The following is an 18,947-nucleotide window of genomic DNA, read 5'->3' on the forward strand; positions in this document are numbered from 1 at the left end:
CAAGGGGAGCTATTAATAGCTGCGGTAGAGGCTCTGGTAGAACTGGCGCTCAAATTGCTCAATCGGTGGCGCAACGCCCGGGGTGTCCTGCTCAGGCGGGTGATAATTGGTGATCAGCTGGACAAACAGCAGATGCTTTCCGGATTGGGTCGTGACGATCCCGGTCAGGTTATGGGTGCCGAACAATGTGCCGCTTTTGGCGAGGATATGCCCTTCCAGCGGCTGGTGGCGGATGCTCTGGCGATATTTCAACGTCCCGCTTTGGCCGCTGACCGGCAGGGTGCGGAGCAAGTTTAACTGTTCGTCATGCTGATAAAGGTAAGTGATCACTTCCATTATCAGGCTCGCAGTCAGGCGGTTGTTGCGCGACAGGCCGGAGCCATCGACCAAGACAGCCTGGCTCAGGTCGAGACCGGCTTTCTCGGTCAGGATCGCTTTCATGGCGGCGACCCCGTTGGCGAAGGTGCCCGGTTGGGTGAAGTACATCCGGCCCAGCGTTTTCAGCAGGTTATCAGCAATGAGGTTATCCGAGTCCTTGACCATGACCTCAAGTAAGGTTGAAAGGGATTCTGAACTATGGCTGGCGAGGCGTTCTCCCCGGGCCTGATCGTCCCGGCGGATTTGGCCCTGAAAGCGGATCCCGGCGCGTTTGAGCTCATCCCGGATCACTGCTGCCGTGTAGTCAACGGTATCCTGAACGGCAAAATTCAGCGGCAGCGGTTTTTTGCGCTCCGGCAAGCAGCCGCTGAGCTGATAGCGGTTACCCGGGGCGGTCATCAGGCTTAACTCGCAATAGCTGGCTTCTTGCTCGGCCTGGGTGACGACCCGGGCATCACTGCTGACGGTGATCGGCTGATGGCGCGGCACATTGACTCGGGTCAGCTCGCCCGGTGTCTGGTTACTGTAGAGCGCGCCCTGCACGCAGTTGTGCTCCAGCGAGATACTGCTCGATGGTGCGCTATAGCAGACCCCCAGAATGTCCCAGGGCCAGCCCGGCGCTTGTTCATAGCCGTCGAACACGGCGCCGTTGAGCAAAATATCTCCTTCAATCCGGGTGAGCTGGTGCTGTTTCAGCTGCCGGAGCAGGTCGGCCAGTTGGGTGCGCGAGAGCAGGGGATCGCCGCTAAAACGGAGAATGATGTCGTCTCCCCGGCGCTCCAGGTCGGTCGTAAAATAAAAGTTATCCGGCAGGTAGAGCCTGGCCGCCAGGGCAGTGAGCAGCTTTTGGGTGCTGGCCGGTGCCTGAAGCTGATGTTCTCGTTGGGAGTACAGGATCTCGCCCGTGGCCGGATCGGCCACGATCAGCGCGGCATCGTGACCGGCCGGGAGCAGGCTCAGCGCCTGTCGGGGGGAGAAAACGGGGGTTGCTAAGGCCTCGGCACAAAGCAGGAAGCTGAGAAAAAACGTCAAAGCACGGAGCATGATCAGCATCTGGTTGGGGAAATGTGGGGGGTATCTTATCGAAAAAAGGCGTCCCCCTGAAAGAGGGACGCCTTTGTCTCAGGCAATTGCCGGAGGATTAGAAGTCGTAGCGGGCACCCAGAACGAACTCGTCAGAGGCCGCGGATTTGCCGACATCTTTCTCGTCCAGGTTATTGAACTTGTAAGATGCGTAGGTGCGGAAGTTCTTGTTGAAGTAGTGCGTCGCGTCGACGGCAATTGAGTCACGCAGGTCGATGTTGTTGTCTTTATCTTCCAGGTAGTTGTAGGTCGCGATAAACACGGTTTTACCCAGGGTATAAGAAGCTGCGAACTCGTAGCCTTGCGAATCTTTGATCAGCACATCGTCTACGACGGTATCTTCAGCATCCTGGTACAGAGCTGCAACGTAGAAATCGCCCAGGGTGTAAGAGATCGCCCCGAAAGCCTGTTTGGCTTTTTCTGTGTTCAGCGCGCCGTAGCCGTCCTGCTCACCGTAACCGGCACCGAAGGCCAGACCCATTTCCATCGCATAGATGGCACTTGCAGAGTAACCGTTGACATCGTACTCACCGGCTGTGTTTTCATTGTCGCCGTCAAACACGTAGTTGGCACCCAGCACCAGGTTGTTGCCGCCCAGGTCAAATGAGCCGACATAGGCCAGGTTGTTACCGGTACGGTCGCCCGCGTCAATTTTATTCCCAGCTTCGTTACCGTGGTAGGCCATGATATCCGTGAAGTCAGTGATCACGCCCAGGGAGCCGTTGGTTTTACCGTAAACGACTTTCCCGAAGTCGCCGCCGATCCCGGCGTTCAGGTGACGGTTGTTGATGTCTTCACCGTCTTTGTACTCGCCTTCCCAGAAGCCGAGACCGTAGATGCTCTCTGTGATGTCGGTTTTACCTGAGATGTTGACACGCACACGGGTTTGGTCTGTCACTTTGTTGCTGCTGGTATCCGTGTCTTTCATCAGCGCACGGGCTTCAAAGCGACCGCCCACAGCCAGGCTCGAAGTTTCATCCGAGTAAACTTCGGCAGCGTTGGTGACGGTAGAAAGAGATGCCGCTGCTACTGCCAGAGCAATCATTTTTTTATTCATTGTCGAATCCTTTTAGAAATCCTTTTTGGAATGAATCAGTTGTATGCATGAGAATGCTAAATGCATGGTGTTCTTTTTACTGGTTCTGCTTTGGCCAGAGGTAGTAAAAAAAACTGAAAAATACTCTTTTAATGGCGGTTTTGTGCTGCTCTTAAGGTGAATATCACTTACTTTCAGGTGGTTAGGGAATCGATGGAAAGTTCTGGCTGCCAGCTGGGTTTTAGTTGTCTTTAGATGGTTTTGAAGTTTTTAGAGCGCGATTAATTTGTAACATTGAATGGATTTGTGACTCGATACGCATCAATTTTTAGCATGTTCTTGTACAGAGATGCTTTTATGCCGCCGATCTCTGATCCGGGGTGATCTCTGGCGTATCTTTGTTTAAAATGAACACTGATCCCGATTAACGACGTTGGTTCAGCAACCCTGCTGGGCTAACTTTTTTTTGCCTAAAAAAGTGCTGAGCACTGAAACAGGTATTGAGGTGAGTAAAGCTATGGAAAAGGTTCCAATGACAGTACGCGGCGAAAAAATGCTGCGTGAAGAGCTGGAAGCACTAATGAAGCGTCGTCCTATTATCTCTCAGGCCATTGGCGAAGCGCGTGAGCTGGGAGACTTGAAAGAGAACGCTGAATACCATGCTGCCCGCGAAGAGCAGGGGATCTGTGAAGCTCAGATCCGTGACATTGAATACAAACTCTCTGTTGCGCAGGTGATTGATGTCTCGAAAATGGCCAACACCGGCAAAGTGATTTTCGGAACCACAGTGACTCTGATTGATGTCAATACCGACGAAGAAATCCGCTATCAAATCGTGGGTGACGATGAGGCGGATATCAAGGCGGGTCGGATTTCAGTGAACTCGCCGATTGCCCGGGGTCTGATTGGTAAGATGCAGGACGATGAAGTCACCATTACCACGCCGGGTGGCCAGCGCGAGTTTGAAATCGCTGAAGTGGCCTATCTCTGATAGCGCTCGGCCGCGATATTGTTAAGGAATGTTAAGGTTGCTGGCAATTCATGGCAATTTTGCCATGATAGCGGTATAAAAAAGGCCGCATCGGCGGCCTTTTTTATTTGCGAGGAAGCTCGATTTTACGTTCTTCGCTCTGGCGGTATAGCACCAGGGTCTTACCGATCACCTGAACTTTCTCCGCTTTGGTCTCACGCACGATCGCATCAACGATCAAGTCTTTGGTCTCGCGCTCTTCAGCCGCGACTTTTACTTTGATCAGTTCATGGTGATCCAGCGCGAGTTCGATCTCAGCCAGGACGGCTTCGGTCAGACCGTTTGCACCCATAAGGACAACAGGTTTCAGGTTGTGAGCAAGGCCTTTCAGGTATTGCTTCTGTTTGGTGCTTAGATTCATGATGGCTCTATTTTGCTAATCAGGGTTGAAAACAGGGTATTCTAACGCCATCTAGTCTAGATGACTAATTTGTTTAGTATGTGTCACGGCAACGTGGGCCATTATACTTTATAAGTACGCTAACTCATTAGGTAAATCATGAGTAAAAAAAAGCATTCGGCCAGCTCTGGTCGTTGGCTGAAAGAACACTTCGACGATAAGTATGTTCAGGAGGCTCAGAAAAAAGGGTATCGCTCACGGGCGATTTTTAAAATTGAAGAGATCCAGCATAAAGACAAACTGCTCAAACCCGGGATGACCGTGGTCGACTTGGGGGCCGCGCCTGGGGGCTGGTCGCAGTACGCCGCCGAGATCGTCGGTGATGAAGGGCAGGTGATTGCCTGCGACATTCTGCCGATGGACTCACTGCCTGGCGTGAGCTTCCTGCAGGGGGATTTCCGTGAGGAAGCGGTGCTGGATGCGTTGCTTGAGCGTATTCAACCGGATATGGTCGATGTGGTGCTCTCTGATATGGCACCGAACATGAGCGGCAATTTAGCGTCGGATCAACCTAGAGCAATGTATCTTGTTGAACTAGCATTAGATATGTGTAGACAAGTACTTGCACCAAACGGCAGCTTTGCGGTGAAAGTATTCCAGGGGGAAGGCTTTGACCAGTATCTGGCTGAAGTACGGAGCATGTTCAAAGTGGTCAAAATCCGGAAACCGGATTCTTCGCGGGATCGTTCTCGTGAGGTTTATATTGTAGCTACAGGTTACAAACTGTAGTACCCTAAAATTAATCTTTTAGTTATCGCGAGGTTAACACCTTGAGTGACATGGCAAAAAACTTGATTTTGTGGTTAGTCATCGCTGTGGTTCTGATGTCTGTCTTTCAGAGCTTCGGTCCGGGTGATGCGGCTGGCCGTCAAGTCGACTATACAACCTTTGTCCGTGAAATCGGTCAGGATCAGATTAGGGAAGCGCGATTCAGTGATCGTGAAATCACCGTCTTTAAGCGGGATAACACGCGATACGTTACTTATCTGCCTGTCCTAAACGATCAAAAGCTACTAGACGACCTAATTAACGCGAATGTGAAAGTTGTCGGAACCCCACCGGAAGAGCCGAGCCTGCTGGCATCGATCTTCATCTCCTGGTTCCCGATGTTGCTTCTCATTGGTGTGTGGATTTTCTTTATGCGCCAGATGCAGGGCGGCGGTGGCAAGGGTGCCATGTCGTTTGGTAAGTCGAAAGCGCGCATGATGAGTGAAGATCAGATCAAAACCACCTTCAGCGATGTCGCCGGCTGTGATGAAGCCAAAGAAGACGTCAAGGAGCTGGTGGACTACCTGCGTGATCCGAGCCGCTTCCAGAAACTGGGCGGTAAAATTCCGACCGGTATTCTGATGGTTGGTCCTCCGGGTACCGGTAAAACGTTACTGGCCAAAGCGATTGCCGGTGAAGCCAAAGTTCCGTTCTTTACTATTTCAGGTTCTGACTTCGTCGAAATGTTCGTCGGTGTGGGTGCTTCGCGTGTCCGTGACATGTTCGAACAAGCCAAGAAGGCTGCCCCTTGTATCATCTTTATCGATGAGATTGATGCCGTGGGTCGTCAGCGTGGCGCGGGTGTCGGTGGTGGTCACGATGAACGTGAGCAAACCCTGAACCAGATGCTGGTTGAGATGGATGGTTTTGAAGGGAATGAAGGGATCATCGTCATTGCGGCAACCAACCGTCCTGACGTGCTGGATCCGGCGTTGCTGCGTCCTGGTCGTTTCGACCGCCAGGTGGTGGTTGGCCTGCCGGATGTTCGCGGTCGTGAACAAATCCTGAAAGTCCACATGCGTAAGGTCCCGCTGGACGGTGATGTCAAACCGGCTTTGATTGCACGCGGTACCCCGGGCTTTTCAGGTGCGGATCTGGCGAACCTGGTCAACGAAGCGGCACTGTTTGCTGCGCGTGGTAACAAGCGTACGGTCTCAATGGTTGAGTTCGAGCTGGCCAAAGACAAGATCATGATGGGCGCCGAGCGTAAGTCGATGGTCATGACGCAAGAGCAGAAAGAGTCGACGGCTTACCACGAAGCGGGCCATGCCATCATTGGCCGTCTGGTGCCAGACCATGATCCGGTGTACAAGGTGTCAATTATCCCGCGCGGTCGTGCGCTGGGCGTCACCATGTACTTGCCGGAGCAGGATCGCGTGAGCCATTCTCGTGAATTCCTCGAGTCGATGATTTCCAGCCTGTATGGCGGCCGTCTGGCGGAAGAGCTGATTTACGGGGTGAATAAGGTCTCGACCGGTGCGTCAAACGATATTGAGCGTGCGACCGACATCGCCCGTAAAATGGTGACGCAGTGGGGCTTCTCTGAGAAGCTGGGTCCATTGCTGTACGCCGAAGATGAAGGCGAGGTGTTCCTGGGCCGCTCTGTGACCCAGACCAAGCACATGTCTGATGAAACGGCGCGTGCGATTGATACCGAAGTTCGTGCAATCGTTGATCGCAACTATGAGCGTGCGCGTGAAATCCTGGAGCAAAACATGGATATCATGCATGCGATGAAAGATGCGCTGATGAAGTACGAAACCATTGATGCCGGTCAGATTGATGATCTGATGGAGCGTAAAGCGGTGATCCGCGCGCCGAAAGGCTGGAGCGATGAAAGCGATACGCTGAATGCCGAGAAGGCGGATGAGGCGAAAGACGCTGAAGCCCCTGCAGAGCAAAATCCGGCGGCTGAAGGCGCTCAGGCACCTGCTGCTGAAAACAAGGAAGACGACAAGCCACAAGCTTAGTCGTCACCGTGACTCCAAAAACCCCGAGCTGCCTCGGGGTTTTTTTATGGTTGTTTGAGATGGGAGGTAACGAAAGATGATCCTGACCAGTAAAGATAAAACCCTCGACTTAAGTACACCTCATGTCATGGGGATCCTCAATGTAACGCCGGATTCGTTCTCAGACGGCGGTCAGTTTAACCAGCTCGACAACGCCCTGTTTCGGGTTGAGGAGATGCTGGCGGCAGGCACGACGTTTATCGATATCGGCGGCGAATCGACGCGCCCGGGGGCGGCTGAGGTGTCGACCGATGAAGAATTGGCCCGGGTGGTGCCGGTCATTGAAGCCATCCGGCAGCGCTTTGACTGTTGGATCTCGGTTGATACCAGCAAAGCGCAGGTCATGACGGAATCAGTCCAGGCCGGAGCGGATTTGATCAATGACATCCGCGCCTTGCAAGAGCCGGGGGCCTTGAAAGCCGCAGCCAAAGCGGGCGTACCGATTTGTTTGATGCATATGCAAGGGCAACCGCGTACAATGCAGCATCAGCCTCATTATGAAGATCTGCTGCGCGATGTGGGTGGTTTTCTGGCCGGGCGGATTGCCTCTTGTGAGCAAGCCGGCATCCCGCGTGAGCGGCTGTTGCTGGATCCGGGATACGGATTTGGCAAAACCCTGGAGCACAACTACCAATTGTTGGCGCACCTGGATAAGTTTCATCAGTTTGGTTTACCACTGCTGGTTGGCATGTCGCGTAAATCAATGATTTTTAATCTACTTAATAAAAAACCTGCCGAATGTTTGGCCGGCAGCCTGGCCTGTGCGGCCATAGCTGCGATGAAAGGGGCGCAAATCATTCGTGTCCACGACGCACAGGAAACCGTTGATGTGCTGAAAGTGTGTCAGATGACGCTGGCGCAGGAATAAAGAATCAATAGCTAGGAGCTGAGAATGGCTGAACGTAAGTATTTTGGTACGGACGGAATTCGTGGTTTGGTGGGGCAGTCACCAATCACCCCGGACTTTGTACTGAAACTTGGTTGGGCGGCAGGTCGTGTCCTGTCGAAGCAGGGCACCAAAAAAGTCCTGATCGGAAAAGACACCCGGATTTCCGGCTATATGCTGGAATCGGCGTTGGAAGCCGGCCTGGCGGCTGCGGGGTTACAGGCTGCTTTTACCGGTCCGATGCCCACACCAGCTGTGGCTTACCTGACGCGGACGTTCCGCGCAGAAGCGGGGATTGTGATTTCAGCCTCCCACAATCCGTACTACGATAACGGAATTAAATTCTTCTCCTCGGAAGGCACAAAGTTGCCGGATGAGATTGAGTTGGCAATTGAAGAAGAAATGGACAAACCGCTGACCTGTGTTGAGTCAGCGATGCTGGGCAAAGCCAGCCGTATTAACGATGCTGCGGGTCGCTACATCGAATTCTGTAAGGGAACCTTCCCGTCTGAGCTGAGCCTGTCAGGCTATAAAATTGTGGTGGACTGTGCCCACGGTGCGACCTACCATATTGCGCCGAACGTGTTCAAAGAGCTGGGTGCTGAAGTCATCACCCTCGGTTGCGAACCGAACGGTACCAATATCAACGACAAAGTCGGGGCGACGGATGTGGCGGCGCTGCAGGCTAAAGTTCTGGCTGAGCAGGCCCACTTCGGGATTGCGCTGGACGGTGACGGCGACCGGGTCATCATGGTGGATGAAGACGGCAATAAGGTCGATGGCGATCAGATTGCTTATATCATTGCCCGGGATGCGCTGCGTCGTGGTGAACTCAAAGGCGGTGTGGTCGGCACCCTGATGACGAACCTGGGGATGGAAGTCGCCCTGAAAAACCTGGGGATCCCGTTTGTGCGGGCGAAAGTGGGTGATCGCTATGTACTGGAAGAGCTGAAAAACCACAACTGGCTGATTGGCGCTGAAAACTCTGGCCACGTGATCCTGCTCGATAAAGTCACGACCGGTGACGGTATTGTCGCGGGTCTGCAGGTCATGGCTTCAATTGTTGGCAGCAAGATGTCGCTGAAGGATCTTTGTGACGGCATGACCATGTATCCACAGGTACTGGAAAATGTCCGTTTTGCCGGGGATGCCAATCCGCTGGAGTCGGAAGCCGTGCTGGCTGCCCAGGCCGAAGTTGAAGCACAACTGGGCGACAATGGTCGCGTGCTGCTGCGCAAGTCGGGTACTGAACCGTTGATCCGAGTGATGGTTGAAGGCAAAGATGCTGATTTAGTGAAAGAATCTGCACTGGCTATTGCCCAGGCCGTGAAAGAGAACTGCTAAGACAAAGGGCGGCCAAGAGTTGCCCATTTTTTATGGTCTTGCCTAATTCTTGTTCAAGTGATTCACGCTTATGACTTTTTCGTTAAATTTTGCTTGTCATCGGATGAGGCTTTCGCTAGTATTCATCCCGCTCCTTCAGTGAGGGGGTGCGCTGGCGCTGCTGCAGCAAGGCCGGCACAACAATTTAACCATAGGTGGAACCCATGTACGAAATTCTACTTGTGATTTATCTGTTGGCTGCGCTTGGTGTTATTGGCCTGGTTTTGGTTCAACAAGGTAAAGGCGCAGATATGGGAGCTTCATTTGGGGCTGGCGCTTCAGGGACACTGTTCGGCGCGAGCGGCTCTGGAAACTTTTTGACCCGAATGACTGCAATTTGTGCGACGGTGTTTTTTGCCATCAGCTTGGTTCTGGGAAACATGAGTGCCAAGCAAGCAAAAGAAACCAGCAGCTGGGAAGACTTAAGCGCTCCAGCCACTGAACAGGTTGCAAAACCAACTGAGAATGCTCCGGCTCATAGCGACATTCCTCAGTAAATAAAGAATTTAGCCGAGATGGTGAAATTGGTAGACACGCTAGCATGAGGTGCTAGTGCCGTAAGGTGTAGGGGTTCAAGTCCCCTTCTCGGCACCATGATTCGTTGCTTGAAACAGCAACACCTGGACGATATAATCGTCAGCGATTACGGACGCGGGGTGGAGCAGCTTGGTAGCTCGTCGGGCTCATAACCCGAAGGTCGTTGGTTCAAATCCGGCCCCCGCAACCACTTTCCGAAAAAGCGACTATGCTATCAATAGCGTCGTTTTTTCTGTCATGGCCCAGTGCTGTGGCAATCAGGGTCCAGTGATAATAAACCCCGTAATTCGGGGTTTTTTATTATCTGAAAAATGACCATTCAGGTATCTACTGGGCTTTAGTGCCCTTTTTTTGTTTCCGGGGGGTTGTCTTGACAGCTTTAGAGATGCAATTAACTGAATTGCTTGAAGCACCTGTGGTTGCTTTGGGCTATGAGCTGGTCGGCCTGGAGTTTATCCGTGCCGGTGAGCACTCGACATTGCGTGTTTTCATTGACCATGAAAATGGGATTACGGTGGAAGACTGCGCTGATGTGAGCCGCCAGATTAGCGCGGTGATGGATGTTGAAGATCCGATCACTGTTGCCTACAACCTGGAGGTTTCCTCCCCTGGTCTGGAAAGGCCGCTGTTTAAAGCAGCGCATTATCAGCAATTTATTGGCCACGAGGTCAGCCTGGTATTGAAAATGGCGATGAATAACCGCCGCAAGTGGAAGGGTGACATTGCTGCCGTTGACGGTGAGATGATCACATTAAAAGTCGATGGCAATGAAGAAACCTTTGCACTGAGCAATGTTTCCAAGGCCAACCTGGTTCCAAAATTCTAACCGCTAAATTGGGGCATTAGAAATGAACAAAGAAATCTTGGCTGTCGTTGAAGCGGTATCCAATGAGAAAGCTGTACCTCGTGAGCGTATCTTCGAAGCACTAGAGATCGCGCTGGCTACAGCGACTAAGAAAAAATACGAAGCAGAAATTGATGTCCGAGTGGCGATTGACCGTAAAACGGGCCACTTTGACACGTTCCGTCGCTGGAAAGCGGTTGAGGAAGTGGCTCATCCAACGCTGGAAATGACTCTGGAAGCGGCACAGTACGATGATGAAACCATCGAGCTGGGTGACTATGTCGAAGAGCAAATCGAATCGGTAACATTCGACCGCATCACGACGCAAACGGCCAAGCAAGTGATCGTTCAGAAAGTTCGCGAAGCTGAACGTGCGCAGGTTGTGGAGCAATTCATCGACAACGAAGGTGAGCTGATCACTGGTATCGTCAAGAAAGTGAACCGCGACGCCGTGGTGGTTGACTTGGGCAACAACGCAGAAGCGGTGATCCAGCGTGATGACCAACTGCCGCGTGAAAACTTCCGTCCGGGTGACCGCGTTCGCGGCTTGCTGTATGCTGTACGCCCTGAAGCGCGCGGTTTCCAGCTGTTCATGACACGTTCGAAGTCGGAAATGCTGTCTGAGCTGTTCCGCATCGAGGTGCCGGAAATTGGCGAAGAGTTGATCGAACTGATGGGTGCAGCCCGTGATCCGGGTTCTCGCGCGAAAATCGCGGTGAAAACCAACGACAAGCGTATCGACCCGGTTGGTGCGTGTGTGGGGATGCGTGGTGCCCGTGTTCAGGCGGTTTCCGGTGAACTGGGTGGCGAGCGTATCGATATCGTGCTGTGGGATGAGAATCCTGCACAATATGTGATCAATGCGATGGCGCCGGCTGAAGTGAGCTCCATCATTGTTGATGAAGACAACCACACCATGGATATCGCGGTTGAGAAAGACAACCTGGCACAGGCGATTGGCCGCAGCGGTCAGAACGTCCGCCTGGCGTCACAGCTGACGGGTTGGGAACTCAACGTGATGACCGTTGAGGATCTTCAGAAGAAACACCAGGAAGAAGCACAAGAGTCCATCGAAGTGTTTACCAAGCATCTGGATATCGACGAAGATTTCGCTACGGTACTGGTTGAAGAAGGCTTCACCACACTGGAAGAAATTGCTTACGTTCCGGTTTCAGAGCTGCTGACTATAGATGGCCTGGATGAAGGCACTGTTGAAGATCTGCGTAACCGTGCGAAAGAAGCGCTGACGACCCTTGCTCTTGCGCAGGAAGAGTCTTTTGAAGGTGTTGAGCCTGCGGAAGATCTGCTTGCCCTGGATGGCCTGGAGCGCGATATGGCGTTCAAACTGGCGGCGAAAGGTGTATGCACGCTGGAAGATCTGGCTGATCAAGGCACCGATGATCTGGTTGATATCGAGGGCATGAACGAAGCGAAAGCGGGCGAGCTGATTATGGCCGCACGTAATATCTGCTGGTTCAGCGACGAAGCCTAAATTTTATAGCAAGGGAGGAGCAGCATGTCAGAGGTTACCGTTAAAGCATTAGCCGAGGAAATTGGAACACCGATTGATCGTTTGCTTCAACAGTTTGCCGATGCTGGTATCAGCAAGAAAGCTGAAGAAAGCGTAAGCCAACAAGAAAAGCAGTCGCTGTTAGCCCACCTGAAGAAAGAACACGGTGGTGCGAGCAGTACTGACGAGGCTCCGACACGCCTTACTCTGCAACGGAAGACCCGTAGCACGCTGAGCGTGTCGGGTTCAGGTGGCAAGAATAAAAGTGTTCAGGTCGAGGTGCGCAAAAAGCGCACCTATGTCAAACGCTCTGCTCTTGAAGAAGAGCAGCGTACTGCTGAAGAAGCAAAGCGTCAGGCTGAAGAAGCTGCGCAGCGTGAAGCGGAAGAAGCCGCAAAACGCGCAGCGGAAGAGCAGGCTAAGCGTGAGGCAGAAGAGGCGGCGCAACGTGCCGCTGAAGAGAAGCGCTTAGCTGATGAGAAAGCTAAGCAAGATCCAGAAGTTAAGGCCAAGCGTGACGCAGAGGATAAGCAGGAGCGTGAAGCTGAGGAACAGCGTTTAGCCAAAGATAAGGCCAAACGCGCCGCTGACGAAATGGCTAAGAAAGAAGCAGAGGCGCTCCAACGTCGCCGGGAAGAGGAAGCCAAGCGTAAAGCCGAAGAAGAGAGTCAGCGCCAGCTAGAAGAGGCACGCAAGATGGCAGAACAAAACGAGAAAAACTGGTCAAAACCTGATCAGGATACAGTAAGTATGGAAAAATCTGATTACCACACGACAACGTCCAGCTACGCACGCGCAGCTGAAGACGAACAGGATCAGAAAGAAGAAGGCGCTCGCCGCCGTAAGAAAAAGAAAGCTGGCGCGAAAACTGACGAGCGCAGTGAACGTGGCTCTGGTGCCCGTGGTGGCCGCAACCAGCGTCCACGCGGCAAAAAGCAGATGGCGAAGCCGACTTCTATGCAGCATGGTTTTGACAAGACCGCAACGGTTGCCAAACAAGATGTTGTGATCGGCGAAACCATCGTGGTTTCTGAGCTGGCCAGCAAAATGTCAGTGAAAGCGTCAGAAGTCATCAAAGTGATGATGAAGATGGGCGCAATGGCAACGATCAACCAGGTGATCGACCAGGAAACAGCAGCGCTGGTTGCTGAAGAAATGGGCCACAAGGTTGTTCTGCGTAAAGAAAACGAGCTTGAAGAAGCCGTTCTGTCTGATCGCGATGAAAACCTGACGGCCGTACCGCGTGCGCCGGTTGTGACCATCATGGGCCACGTTGACCACGGTAAGACTTCGACGCTGGATTACATTCGTAAAGCCCATGTTGCTTCTGGCGAAGCCGGTGGTATTACCCAGCACATCGGTGCATACCACGTTGAAACAGACAATGGCATGATCACCTTCCTGGATACGCCGGGACACGCCGCCTTTACGGCCATGCGTGCACGTGGTGCGCAGGCGACGGATATCGTTGTTCTGGTTGTGGCGGCGGATGATGGCGTGATGCCTCAGACGATCGAAGCGATCCAGCACGCCAAAGCGGCCGGTGTTCCGCTGATCGTTGCGGTGAACAAGATCGATAAAGAAGATGCCAACCCGGACAATGTGAAGAACGAGCTGGCGCAGTATGACGTGATCCCAGAAGAGTGGGGTGGCGAGAACATGTTTGTTCATATCTCTGCGAAGCAAGGGACCAACATTGATGGCCTGCTGGAAGCGATTCTGCTTCAGGCTGAAGTGCTTGAGCTGCAAGCGGTAGCTGAAGGCATGGCGAAAGGTGTGGTTGTTGAATCACGTCTGGATAAAGGTCGTGGCCCGGTCGCTACCGTTCTGGTTCAAGAAGGTACGTTGCGTAAAGGCGACATCGTTCTGTGTGGTCTTGAGCACGGTCGTGTTCGTGCGATGCGTGACGAACTGGGTCGTGAAATCGAAGAAGCGGGTCCGTCGATTCCGGTCGAGATCTTGGGTCTGTCTGGCGTACCGTCTTCTGGTGATGAAGCCACCGTGGTTCGTGACGAGCGTAAAGCCCGTGAAGTAGCGCTGTACCGTCAAGGTAAATTCCGTGACGTGAAACTGGCGCGTCAGCAGAAAGCGAAACTGGAGAACATGTTCTCGAACATGACTGCCGGAGAAGTTGCTGAACTGAACGTGGTACTGAAAGCTGACGTTCAGGGCTCTGTTGAAGCAATCGTTGACTCACTGCGCAAGCTGTCTACTGATGAAGTGAAAGTAAACATCGTGGGCTCTGGTGTAGGTGGGATCACCGAAACTGACGCTGTCCTGGCGGCTGCTTCGAATGCGATCGTTCTGGGCTTCAACGTCCGTGCGGATGCGTCTGCGCGTAAGACGATTGAAACTGAGAACCTGGATCTGCGCTACTACTCCATCATCTATCAGCTGATTGATGAAGTGAAAGCAGCGATGGGCGGCATGCTGTCTCCTGAGTTCAAGCAGGAAATCATCGGTCTGGCTGAAGTCCGTGACGTGTTCAAGTCGCCTAAGATTGGTGCAATTGCCGGCTGTATGGTGACGGAAGGCCTGATCAAGCGTAACAACCCAATCCGCGTCCTGCGTGATAACGTAGTGATCTACGAAGGTGAGCTGGAATCCCTGCGTCGCTTCAAAGATGATGTTCAGGAAGTCAAGAACGGCTACGAGTGTGGTATCGGCGTGAAGAACTACAATGATGTTCGCGTGGGTGACCAGATCGAAGTTTACGAAATCGTTGAAATTCAGCGTACTCTTGACTAATTATCAAGGTCATAGCCTTCTGTAAGGTTTACATATTATCCATGGGGAGCTTCGGCTCCCCATTCTTTCAAGAGAGTTATTCTCGAGGAGAGGCATGAATGTCTAAAGAATTTAGCCGCACGCAGCGGGTTGCCCAGCAATTACAAAAAGAGCTGGCTGTGATCCTGCAGCGTGAAATCAAAGATCCACGCATCGGGATGGCGACCATTTCCAGCGTTGATGTTTCGCGTGACATGGGTTACGCCAAAGTGTATGTCACCTTCCTGACCGTGGGTGAGCAGACTGCGGAAGACAGCCTGGAAGCCTTGCGTGAAATGGCACCGTACATCCGCTCGCTGCTGGGCAAGCAGATCCGTCTGCGCGTGACGCCGGAGCTGAACTTTATTTTTGATAAGTCGCTGACCGAAGGGATGCGCATTTCCAATCTGGTCACCAAGGCTGTCCGTGATGATGAAGAGCGTCGCGGTGGGAAAGAGACGGAAGACGAGGAATAAACCATGGCACGTCGTCGTAAGGGGCGCCCGGTTGACGGGGTGATCCTGCTGGATAAACCAACCGGTATTACCTCCAATGATGCGCTGCAAAAAGTGAAGCGTATCTTTTTTGCGGAAAAGGCTGGTCATACCGGCGCGCTGGATCCGCTGGCGACCGGGATGCTGCCGATCTGTTTCGGGGAAGCCACCAAGTTTTCCCAGTTTCTGCTGGATTCGGACAAGCGCTACCGGGTGATTGCCAAGCTGGGCGAGCGGACGGATACTTCGGATTCTGACGGCGAAGTGGTTGAGACCCGCGACGTGAAGGTCGACCGGGGCCAACTGGAGCGTTGTATCGCCAAGTTCCGCGGCACCACCGATCAGATCCCGTCCATGTACTCGGCCTTGAAATACCAGGGGCGCCCGCTGTACGAGTATGCCCGTGAGGGCATTGAAGTGCCGCGTGAGTCCCGGAAGATCACCGTGTACTCGGTCGAATTGCTGCGCTTTAGCGACAACGAAGTCGAGATGGAACTGCATGTGTCGAAAGGCACCTACATCCGTACCATCGTCGATGATCTGGGCGAGATGCTGGGTTGTGGCGCGCACGTGACCTACCTGCGTCGGACCGGGGTATCGAACTACCCGCTCGATCGCATGGTCACGCTGGAACAGCTGGATGCGCTGCTGGCTCAGGCACAGGAGCAAGACATTGCGCCGCGCGAGCTGCTGGATCCGCTGTTGTTGCCAACCGATACCGCGGTGCAGGATTTGCCGGAAGTGAATATCCTACCGATGCTGGCTACGTATATCCTGCACGGGAATCCGGTCCAGGCCGGCCGTGTGCCGGCGACTGGCACCCAGGTTCGGATCACGGTTGGTGAGCCGCGCGAGTTTATCGGCGTCGGTGTGATCGACGAAGAAGGCATGCTGGCCCCGAAACGGGTGATGGCCAACAAGCCGGCTTAACCGCCTTTCGGGGGGATTTCAGCGTGTTTTTCAGCGCGCCGAAATCCGTACGATTGAACAGAATCTTTGCTTGTAGTTCCGCAAGGGGCCAAGTATAATTCGCGGCTCGGGTGTCGGCTGAATCAGAGATTGGCTGCCACAAATTAGAAACAATATTTGTATTAGGAATGAGTTATGTCTCTGAATGCAGAAACTAAAGCAGCAATCGTTGCTGAATACGCGCAAGGCGAAAACGACACAGGTTCTCCAGAAGTTCAGGTTGCACTGCTGACAGCACAAATCAACCACCTGCAAGGTCACTTTGCGAACCACAAGCACGACCACCACAGCCGTCGTGGCCTGCTACGTATGGTTTCTCGTCGTCGTAAGCTGCTGGACTACCTGAAAGGTAAGAATCTGGACCGCTACCAAGACCTAATCAAGCGTCTGGGCCTGCGTCGCTAAGATTGCTTTGGAGAAAGGAGCCTTATGGCTCCTTTCTTTTTTTAGGGCGTCGGATGTTCCGGTCGCCTGAGCCCCGAAACGGGGTTCGCCCCTGACACGGGTGGCTTGAAAGTGGATCACGAGTCGTTTTCGTCGACCTTGAGGTCGCGGCTAATGACAGTTCTTAGCTTGGTCGAGAACTATCATTAGTCGCGATACGTGAAATCACTGCAAAGTTGCCTTTCATCACATGACGCTTTTTGCCGGGTCGGATATACTTAACGGCGCAAACAGAAAGCGGAATAAATAAAGGAAATTCAAGTGAATCCTATCGTAAAGACTTTCCAGTACGGTAACCACACGGTTACCCTTGAAACTGGTGTAATGGCTCGTCAGGCGACAGCCGCAGTGATGGTAAGCATGGACGATACCGCGGTATTCGTCAGCGTTGTGGGTAAGAAAGAAGCCGTTGAAGGCCAGGACTTCTTCCCGTTAACTGTAAACTACCAAGAGCGTACGTACGCTGCGGGTAAAATCCCAGGTGGTTTCTTCAAGCGTGAAGGCCGTCCATCTGAAGGCGAAACCCTGACTGCTCGTCTGATTGACCGTCCTATCCGTCCGCTTTTTCCTGATGCATTCAAAAATGAAGTCCAGGTAATTGCAACTGTGGTTTCTGTAAACCCGGACGTGCAACCAGACATCGTGACCATGATTGGTACGTCTGCGGCACTGGCGATTTCCGGTATCCCGTTCAATGGCCCAATCGGTGCGGCACGTGTGGGTTACATCAACGACCAGCTGGTCCTGAACCCAAGCAACACTGAGCTGGCTGAAAGCCGTCTGGACCTGGTGGTTGCCGGTACGGACAACGCGGTACTGATGGTTGAATCTCAAGCCGATCGCCTATCTGAAGAGCAAATGCTGCAAGCCGTGGTTTACGGCCACGATCAACAGCAAGTTGTGATCAACGCGATTAAAGAATTCGCGGCAGAAGTTGCGACACCAGCATGGGATTGGGTTGCGCCGGTTGAAAACACCGAGCTGAAAGCCCGTGTTGCTGAGCAGGCGGAAGCACGTCTGACAGACGCATACCAAATCACTGAGAAAATGGCACGTTACGAGCAGGTCGGTCAAATCAAGAGCGACGTAGTTGAAACGCTGCTGGCTCAAGACGAGGCACTGGATGAGCGTGAAATCCGCGACATGCTGAGCTCGCTGGAGAAGAAAGTGGTTCGTAGCCGCATCATCGCCGGCAACCCGCGTATCGACGGCCGTGAAAAAGATATGGTTCGTGCGTTGGACGTTCGTACTGGCGTGCTGCCACGTACCCACGGCTCTTCTCTGTTCACCCGTGGTGAAACACAGGCGCTGGTCACTGCCACACTGGGTACCCAGCGTGATGCACAAATCATCGACGAGCTGACCGGTGAGCGTAAAGATCACTTCCTGCTGCACTACAACTTCCCTCCATACTGTGTGGGTGAGACGGGTTTTGTGGGTTCTCCGAAGCGTCGTGAAATTGGCCACGGTAAACTGGCCAAGCGTGGTATTGCTGCGGTGATGCCATCTGCGGACGAGTTCCCGTACACCGTGCGTGTGGTTTCTGAAATCACCGAATCAAACGGCTCGTCTTCTATGGCGTCTGTTTGTGGTACGTCTCTGGCGCTGATGGATGCAGGTGTGCCAATCAAAGCATCTGTTGCCGGTATCGCGATGGGTCTGGTGAAAGAAGGCGATGACTTTGTGGTTCTGTCTGACATTCTGGGTGACGAAGACCACCTGGGCGACATGGACTTCAAAGTGGCTGGTACTGCGGACGGCGTCACTGCACTGCAGATGGATATCAAGATTGAAGGGATCACTAAAGAGATCATGCAGATCGCGCTGAACCAAGCGAAAGGTGCCCGTTCTCATATCCTGAGCGTGATGGATGAAGCCATCAACGCGCCACGTGCAGACATCTCTGAGTTTGCGCCGCGTATCCACACCATGAAGATCAACCCTGAGAAGATCAAAGATGTGATCGGTAAGGGCGGTGCAGTGATCCGTCAGCTGACTGAAGAAACAGGCACGACGATTGAAATCGAAGACGATGGCACCGTGAAGATTGCAGCGACCGAGGGGACTGCTGCGAAAGAAGCGATCCGTCGTATCGAAGAGATCACTGCGGACGTTGAAGTTGGCCGTATCTACACCGGTAAGGTCATGCGTATCGTTGACTTCGGTGCTTTCGTTTCTGTGATTGGCGCCAAAGAAGGTCTGGTCCACATTTCTCAAATCGCTGAAGAGCGTATCGAGAAAGTTGCGGATCACCTGGAGCTGGGTCAGGAAGTGAAAGTGAAGGTTCTGGAAATCGATCGCCAGGGCCGTATTCGTCTGAGCATGAAAGAAGCTGCGACGGAAGAAGCCAAGCCAGAAGCATAAGGCTTTTGCAAAAACCATGATATAAAGGGGCTTATTGCCCCTTTTT

Annotated in this window: 16 protein-coding genes and 2 tRNA genes; 15 read left to right on the forward strand and 3 right to left on the reverse strand. The window is 53.0% G+C overall.

Annotation, left to right across the window (positions count from 1 at the left end):
* Positions 1-12: 12 nt before the first annotated feature.
* Together dacB and VV869_RS16155 are read right to left on the reverse strand one after the other, a co-directional pair.
* Complete coding sequence (gene dacB / locus VV869_RS16150; RefSeq protein ID WP_337735951.1) at positions 13-1,422, reverse strand: serine-type D-Ala-D-Ala carboxypeptidase; 1,410 nt, start codon at positions 1,420-1,422, stop codon at positions 13-15.
* Between the two features lie 97 nt (positions 1,423-1,519).
* Positions 1,520-2,518, reverse strand: coding sequence for a porin (locus VV869_RS16155; protein WP_337735952.1), 999 nt, complete (start codon positions 2,516-2,518; stop codon positions 1,520-1,522).
* Positions 2,519-3,014: 496 nt separating this feature from the next.
* Here VV869_RS16155 and greA point away from each other — a divergent pair, with 496 nt between their 5' ends.
* Positions 3,015-3,488 (forward strand): transcription elongation factor GreA, encoded by a 474-nt coding sequence (greA, locus tag VV869_RS16160; RefSeq protein ID WP_337735953.1) that lies wholly within the window; start codon positions 3,015-3,017, stop codon positions 3,486-3,488.
* A gap of 103 nt (positions 3,489-3,591) precedes the next feature.
* On the opposite strand, the gene yhbY is transcribed toward greA, so the two are convergent.
* Positions 3,592-3,888 (reverse strand): ribosome assembly RNA-binding protein YhbY, encoded by a 297-nt coding sequence (gene yhbY, locus VV869_RS16165; RefSeq protein ID WP_261600869.1) that lies wholly within the window; start codon positions 3,886-3,888, stop codon positions 3,592-3,594.
* 138 nt (positions 3,889-4,026) lie between these two features.
* Here yhbY and rlmE point away from each other — a divergent pair, with 138 nt between their 5' ends.
* The 14 genes from rlmE to pnp all read left to right on the forward strand — a co-directional run bounded on the left by rlmE (position 4,027) and on the right by pnp (position 18,901).
* On the forward strand, positions 4,027-4,656 hold the full coding sequence (rlmE, locus tag VV869_RS16170) for a 23S rRNA (uridine(2552)-2'-O)-methyltransferase RlmE (protein ID WP_337735955.1): 630 nt from the start codon (positions 4,027-4,029) through the stop codon (positions 4,654-4,656).
* A 50-nt stretch (positions 4,657-4,706) separates the two neighbouring features.
* Positions 4,707-6,665 carry an ATP-dependent zinc metalloprotease FtsH gene (gene ftsH, locus VV869_RS16175; RefSeq protein ID WP_337735956.1) on the forward strand — a complete coding sequence of 653 codons (1,959 nt, stop codon included), beginning with the start codon at positions 4,707-4,709 and terminating at the stop codon, positions 6,663-6,665.
* 76 nt (positions 6,666-6,741) lie between these two features.
* The gene (gene folP / locus VV869_RS16180) at positions 6,742-7,572 is read left to right on the forward strand and encodes a dihydropteroate synthase (protein ID WP_337735957.1); all 831 of its coding nucleotides are present in this window, start codon (positions 6,742-6,744) and stop codon (positions 7,570-7,572) included.
* Positions 7,573-7,596: 24 nt separating this feature from the next.
* A complete protein-coding gene (gene glmM / locus VV869_RS16185; RefSeq protein ID WP_337735958.1) occupies positions 7,597-8,934 on the forward strand; it encodes a phosphoglucosamine mutase in 1,338 nt (445 codons plus the stop codon).
* Positions 8,935-9,137: 203 nt separating this feature from the next.
* Positions 9,138-9,470, forward strand: coding sequence for a preprotein translocase subunit SecG (gene secG, locus VV869_RS16190; RefSeq protein WP_337735959.1), 333 nt, complete (start codon positions 9,138-9,140; stop codon positions 9,468-9,470).
* Between the two features lie 12 nt (positions 9,471-9,482).
* Positions 9,483-9,567: transfer RNA gene (locus VV869_RS16195), tRNA-Leu, on the forward strand.
* 56 nt (positions 9,568-9,623) lie between these two features.
* Positions 9,624-9,700: transfer RNA gene (locus VV869_RS16200), tRNA-Met, on the forward strand.
* Positions 9,701-9,880: 180 nt separating this feature from the next.
* Positions 9,881-10,336: a ribosome maturation factor RimP gene (rimP, locus tag VV869_RS16205; RefSeq protein ID WP_337735961.1), complete on the forward strand. Its 456-nt coding sequence runs from the start codon at positions 9,881-9,883 to the stop codon at positions 10,334-10,336.
* A 22-nt stretch (positions 10,337-10,358) separates the two neighbouring features.
* Positions 10,359-11,846 carry a transcription termination factor NusA gene (gene nusA / locus VV869_RS16210; RefSeq protein WP_337735962.1) on the forward strand — a complete coding sequence of 496 codons (1,488 nt, stop codon included), beginning with the start codon at positions 10,359-10,361 and terminating at the stop codon, positions 11,844-11,846.
* Positions 11,847-11,870: 24 nt separating this feature from the next.
* Positions 11,871-14,612 (forward strand): translation initiation factor IF-2, encoded by a 2,742-nt coding sequence (infB, locus tag VV869_RS16215; protein ID WP_337735963.1) that lies wholly within the window; start codon positions 11,871-11,873, stop codon positions 14,610-14,612.
* A gap of 98 nt (positions 14,613-14,710) precedes the next feature.
* Positions 14,711-15,106 (forward strand): 30S ribosome-binding factor RbfA, encoded by a 396-nt coding sequence (gene rbfA / locus VV869_RS16220; RefSeq protein WP_337735964.1) that lies wholly within the window; start codon positions 14,711-14,713, stop codon positions 15,104-15,106.
* 3 nt (positions 15,107-15,109) lie between these two features.
* Entirely contained in the window at positions 15,110-16,054 is a 945-nt protein-coding gene (gene truB / locus VV869_RS16225) for a tRNA pseudouridine(55) synthase TruB (RefSeq protein WP_337735965.1), read from the forward strand.
* A gap of 174 nt (positions 16,055-16,228) precedes the next feature.
* Positions 16,229-16,498, forward strand: coding sequence for a 30S ribosomal protein S15 (gene rpsO, locus VV869_RS16230; RefSeq protein WP_039458488.1), 270 nt, complete (start codon positions 16,229-16,231; stop codon positions 16,496-16,498).
* Between the two features lie 300 nt (positions 16,499-16,798).
* The gene (gene pnp, locus VV869_RS16235; RefSeq protein WP_337735966.1) at positions 16,799-18,901 is read left to right on the forward strand and encodes a polyribonucleotide nucleotidyltransferase; all 2,103 of its coding nucleotides are present in this window, start codon (positions 16,799-16,801) and stop codon (positions 18,899-18,901) included.
* Positions 18,902-18,947: the final 46 nt, after the last annotated feature.

Origin of the sequence: Photobacterium sp. MCCC 1A19761, from assembly GCF_037389125.1 — a bacterium.
Taxonomy (GTDB): domain Bacteria; phylum Pseudomonadota; class Gammaproteobacteria; order Enterobacterales; family Vibrionaceae; genus Photobacterium.

Bases quoted from the DNA above. Each gene is read 5' to 3' on its own strand.
- dacB (WP_337735951.1), bottom strand. From the start codon at position 1,422: ATGCTCCGTGCTTTGACGTTTTTTCTCAGCTTCCTGCTTTGTGCCGAG.
- VV869_RS16155 (WP_337735952.1), bottom strand. From the start codon at position 2,518: ATGAATAAAAAAATGATTGCTCTGGCAGTAGCAGCGGCATCTCTTTCT.
- greA (WP_337735953.1), top strand. From the start codon at position 3,015: ATGGAAAAGGTTCCAATGACAGTACGCGGCGAAAAAATGCTGCGTGAA.
- yhbY (WP_261600869.1), bottom strand. From the start codon at position 3,888: ATGAATCTAAGCACCAAACAGAAGCAATACCTGAAAGGCCTTGCTCAC.
- rlmE (WP_337735955.1), top strand. From the start codon at position 4,027: ATGAGTAAAAAAAAGCATTCGGCCAGCTCTGGTCGTTGGCTGAAAGAA.
- ftsH (WP_337735956.1), top strand. From the start codon at position 4,707: ATGGCAAAAAACTTGATTTTGTGGTTAGTCATCGCTGTGGTTCTGATG.
- folP (WP_337735957.1), top strand. From the start codon at position 6,742: ATGATCCTGACCAGTAAAGATAAAACCCTCGACTTAAGTACACCTCAT.
- glmM (WP_337735958.1), top strand. From the start codon at position 7,597: ATGGCTGAACGTAAGTATTTTGGTACGGACGGAATTCGTGGTTTGGTG.
- secG (WP_337735959.1), top strand. From the start codon at position 9,138: ATGTACGAAATTCTACTTGTGATTTATCTGTTGGCTGCGCTTGGTGTT.
- nusA (WP_337735962.1), top strand. From the start codon at position 10,359: ATGAACAAAGAAATCTTGGCTGTCGTTGAAGCGGTATCCAATGAGAAA.
- infB (WP_337735963.1), top strand. From the start codon at position 11,871: ATGTCAGAGGTTACCGTTAAAGCATTAGCCGAGGAAATTGGAACACCG.
- rbfA (WP_337735964.1), top strand. From the start codon at position 14,711: ATGTCTAAAGAATTTAGCCGCACGCAGCGGGTTGCCCAGCAATTACAA.
- truB (WP_337735965.1), top strand. From the start codon at position 15,110: ATGGCACGTCGTCGTAAGGGGCGCCCGGTTGACGGGGTGATCCTGCTG.
- rpsO (WP_039458488.1), top strand. From the start codon at position 16,229: ATGTCTCTGAATGCAGAAACTAAAGCAGCAATCGTTGCTGAATACGCG.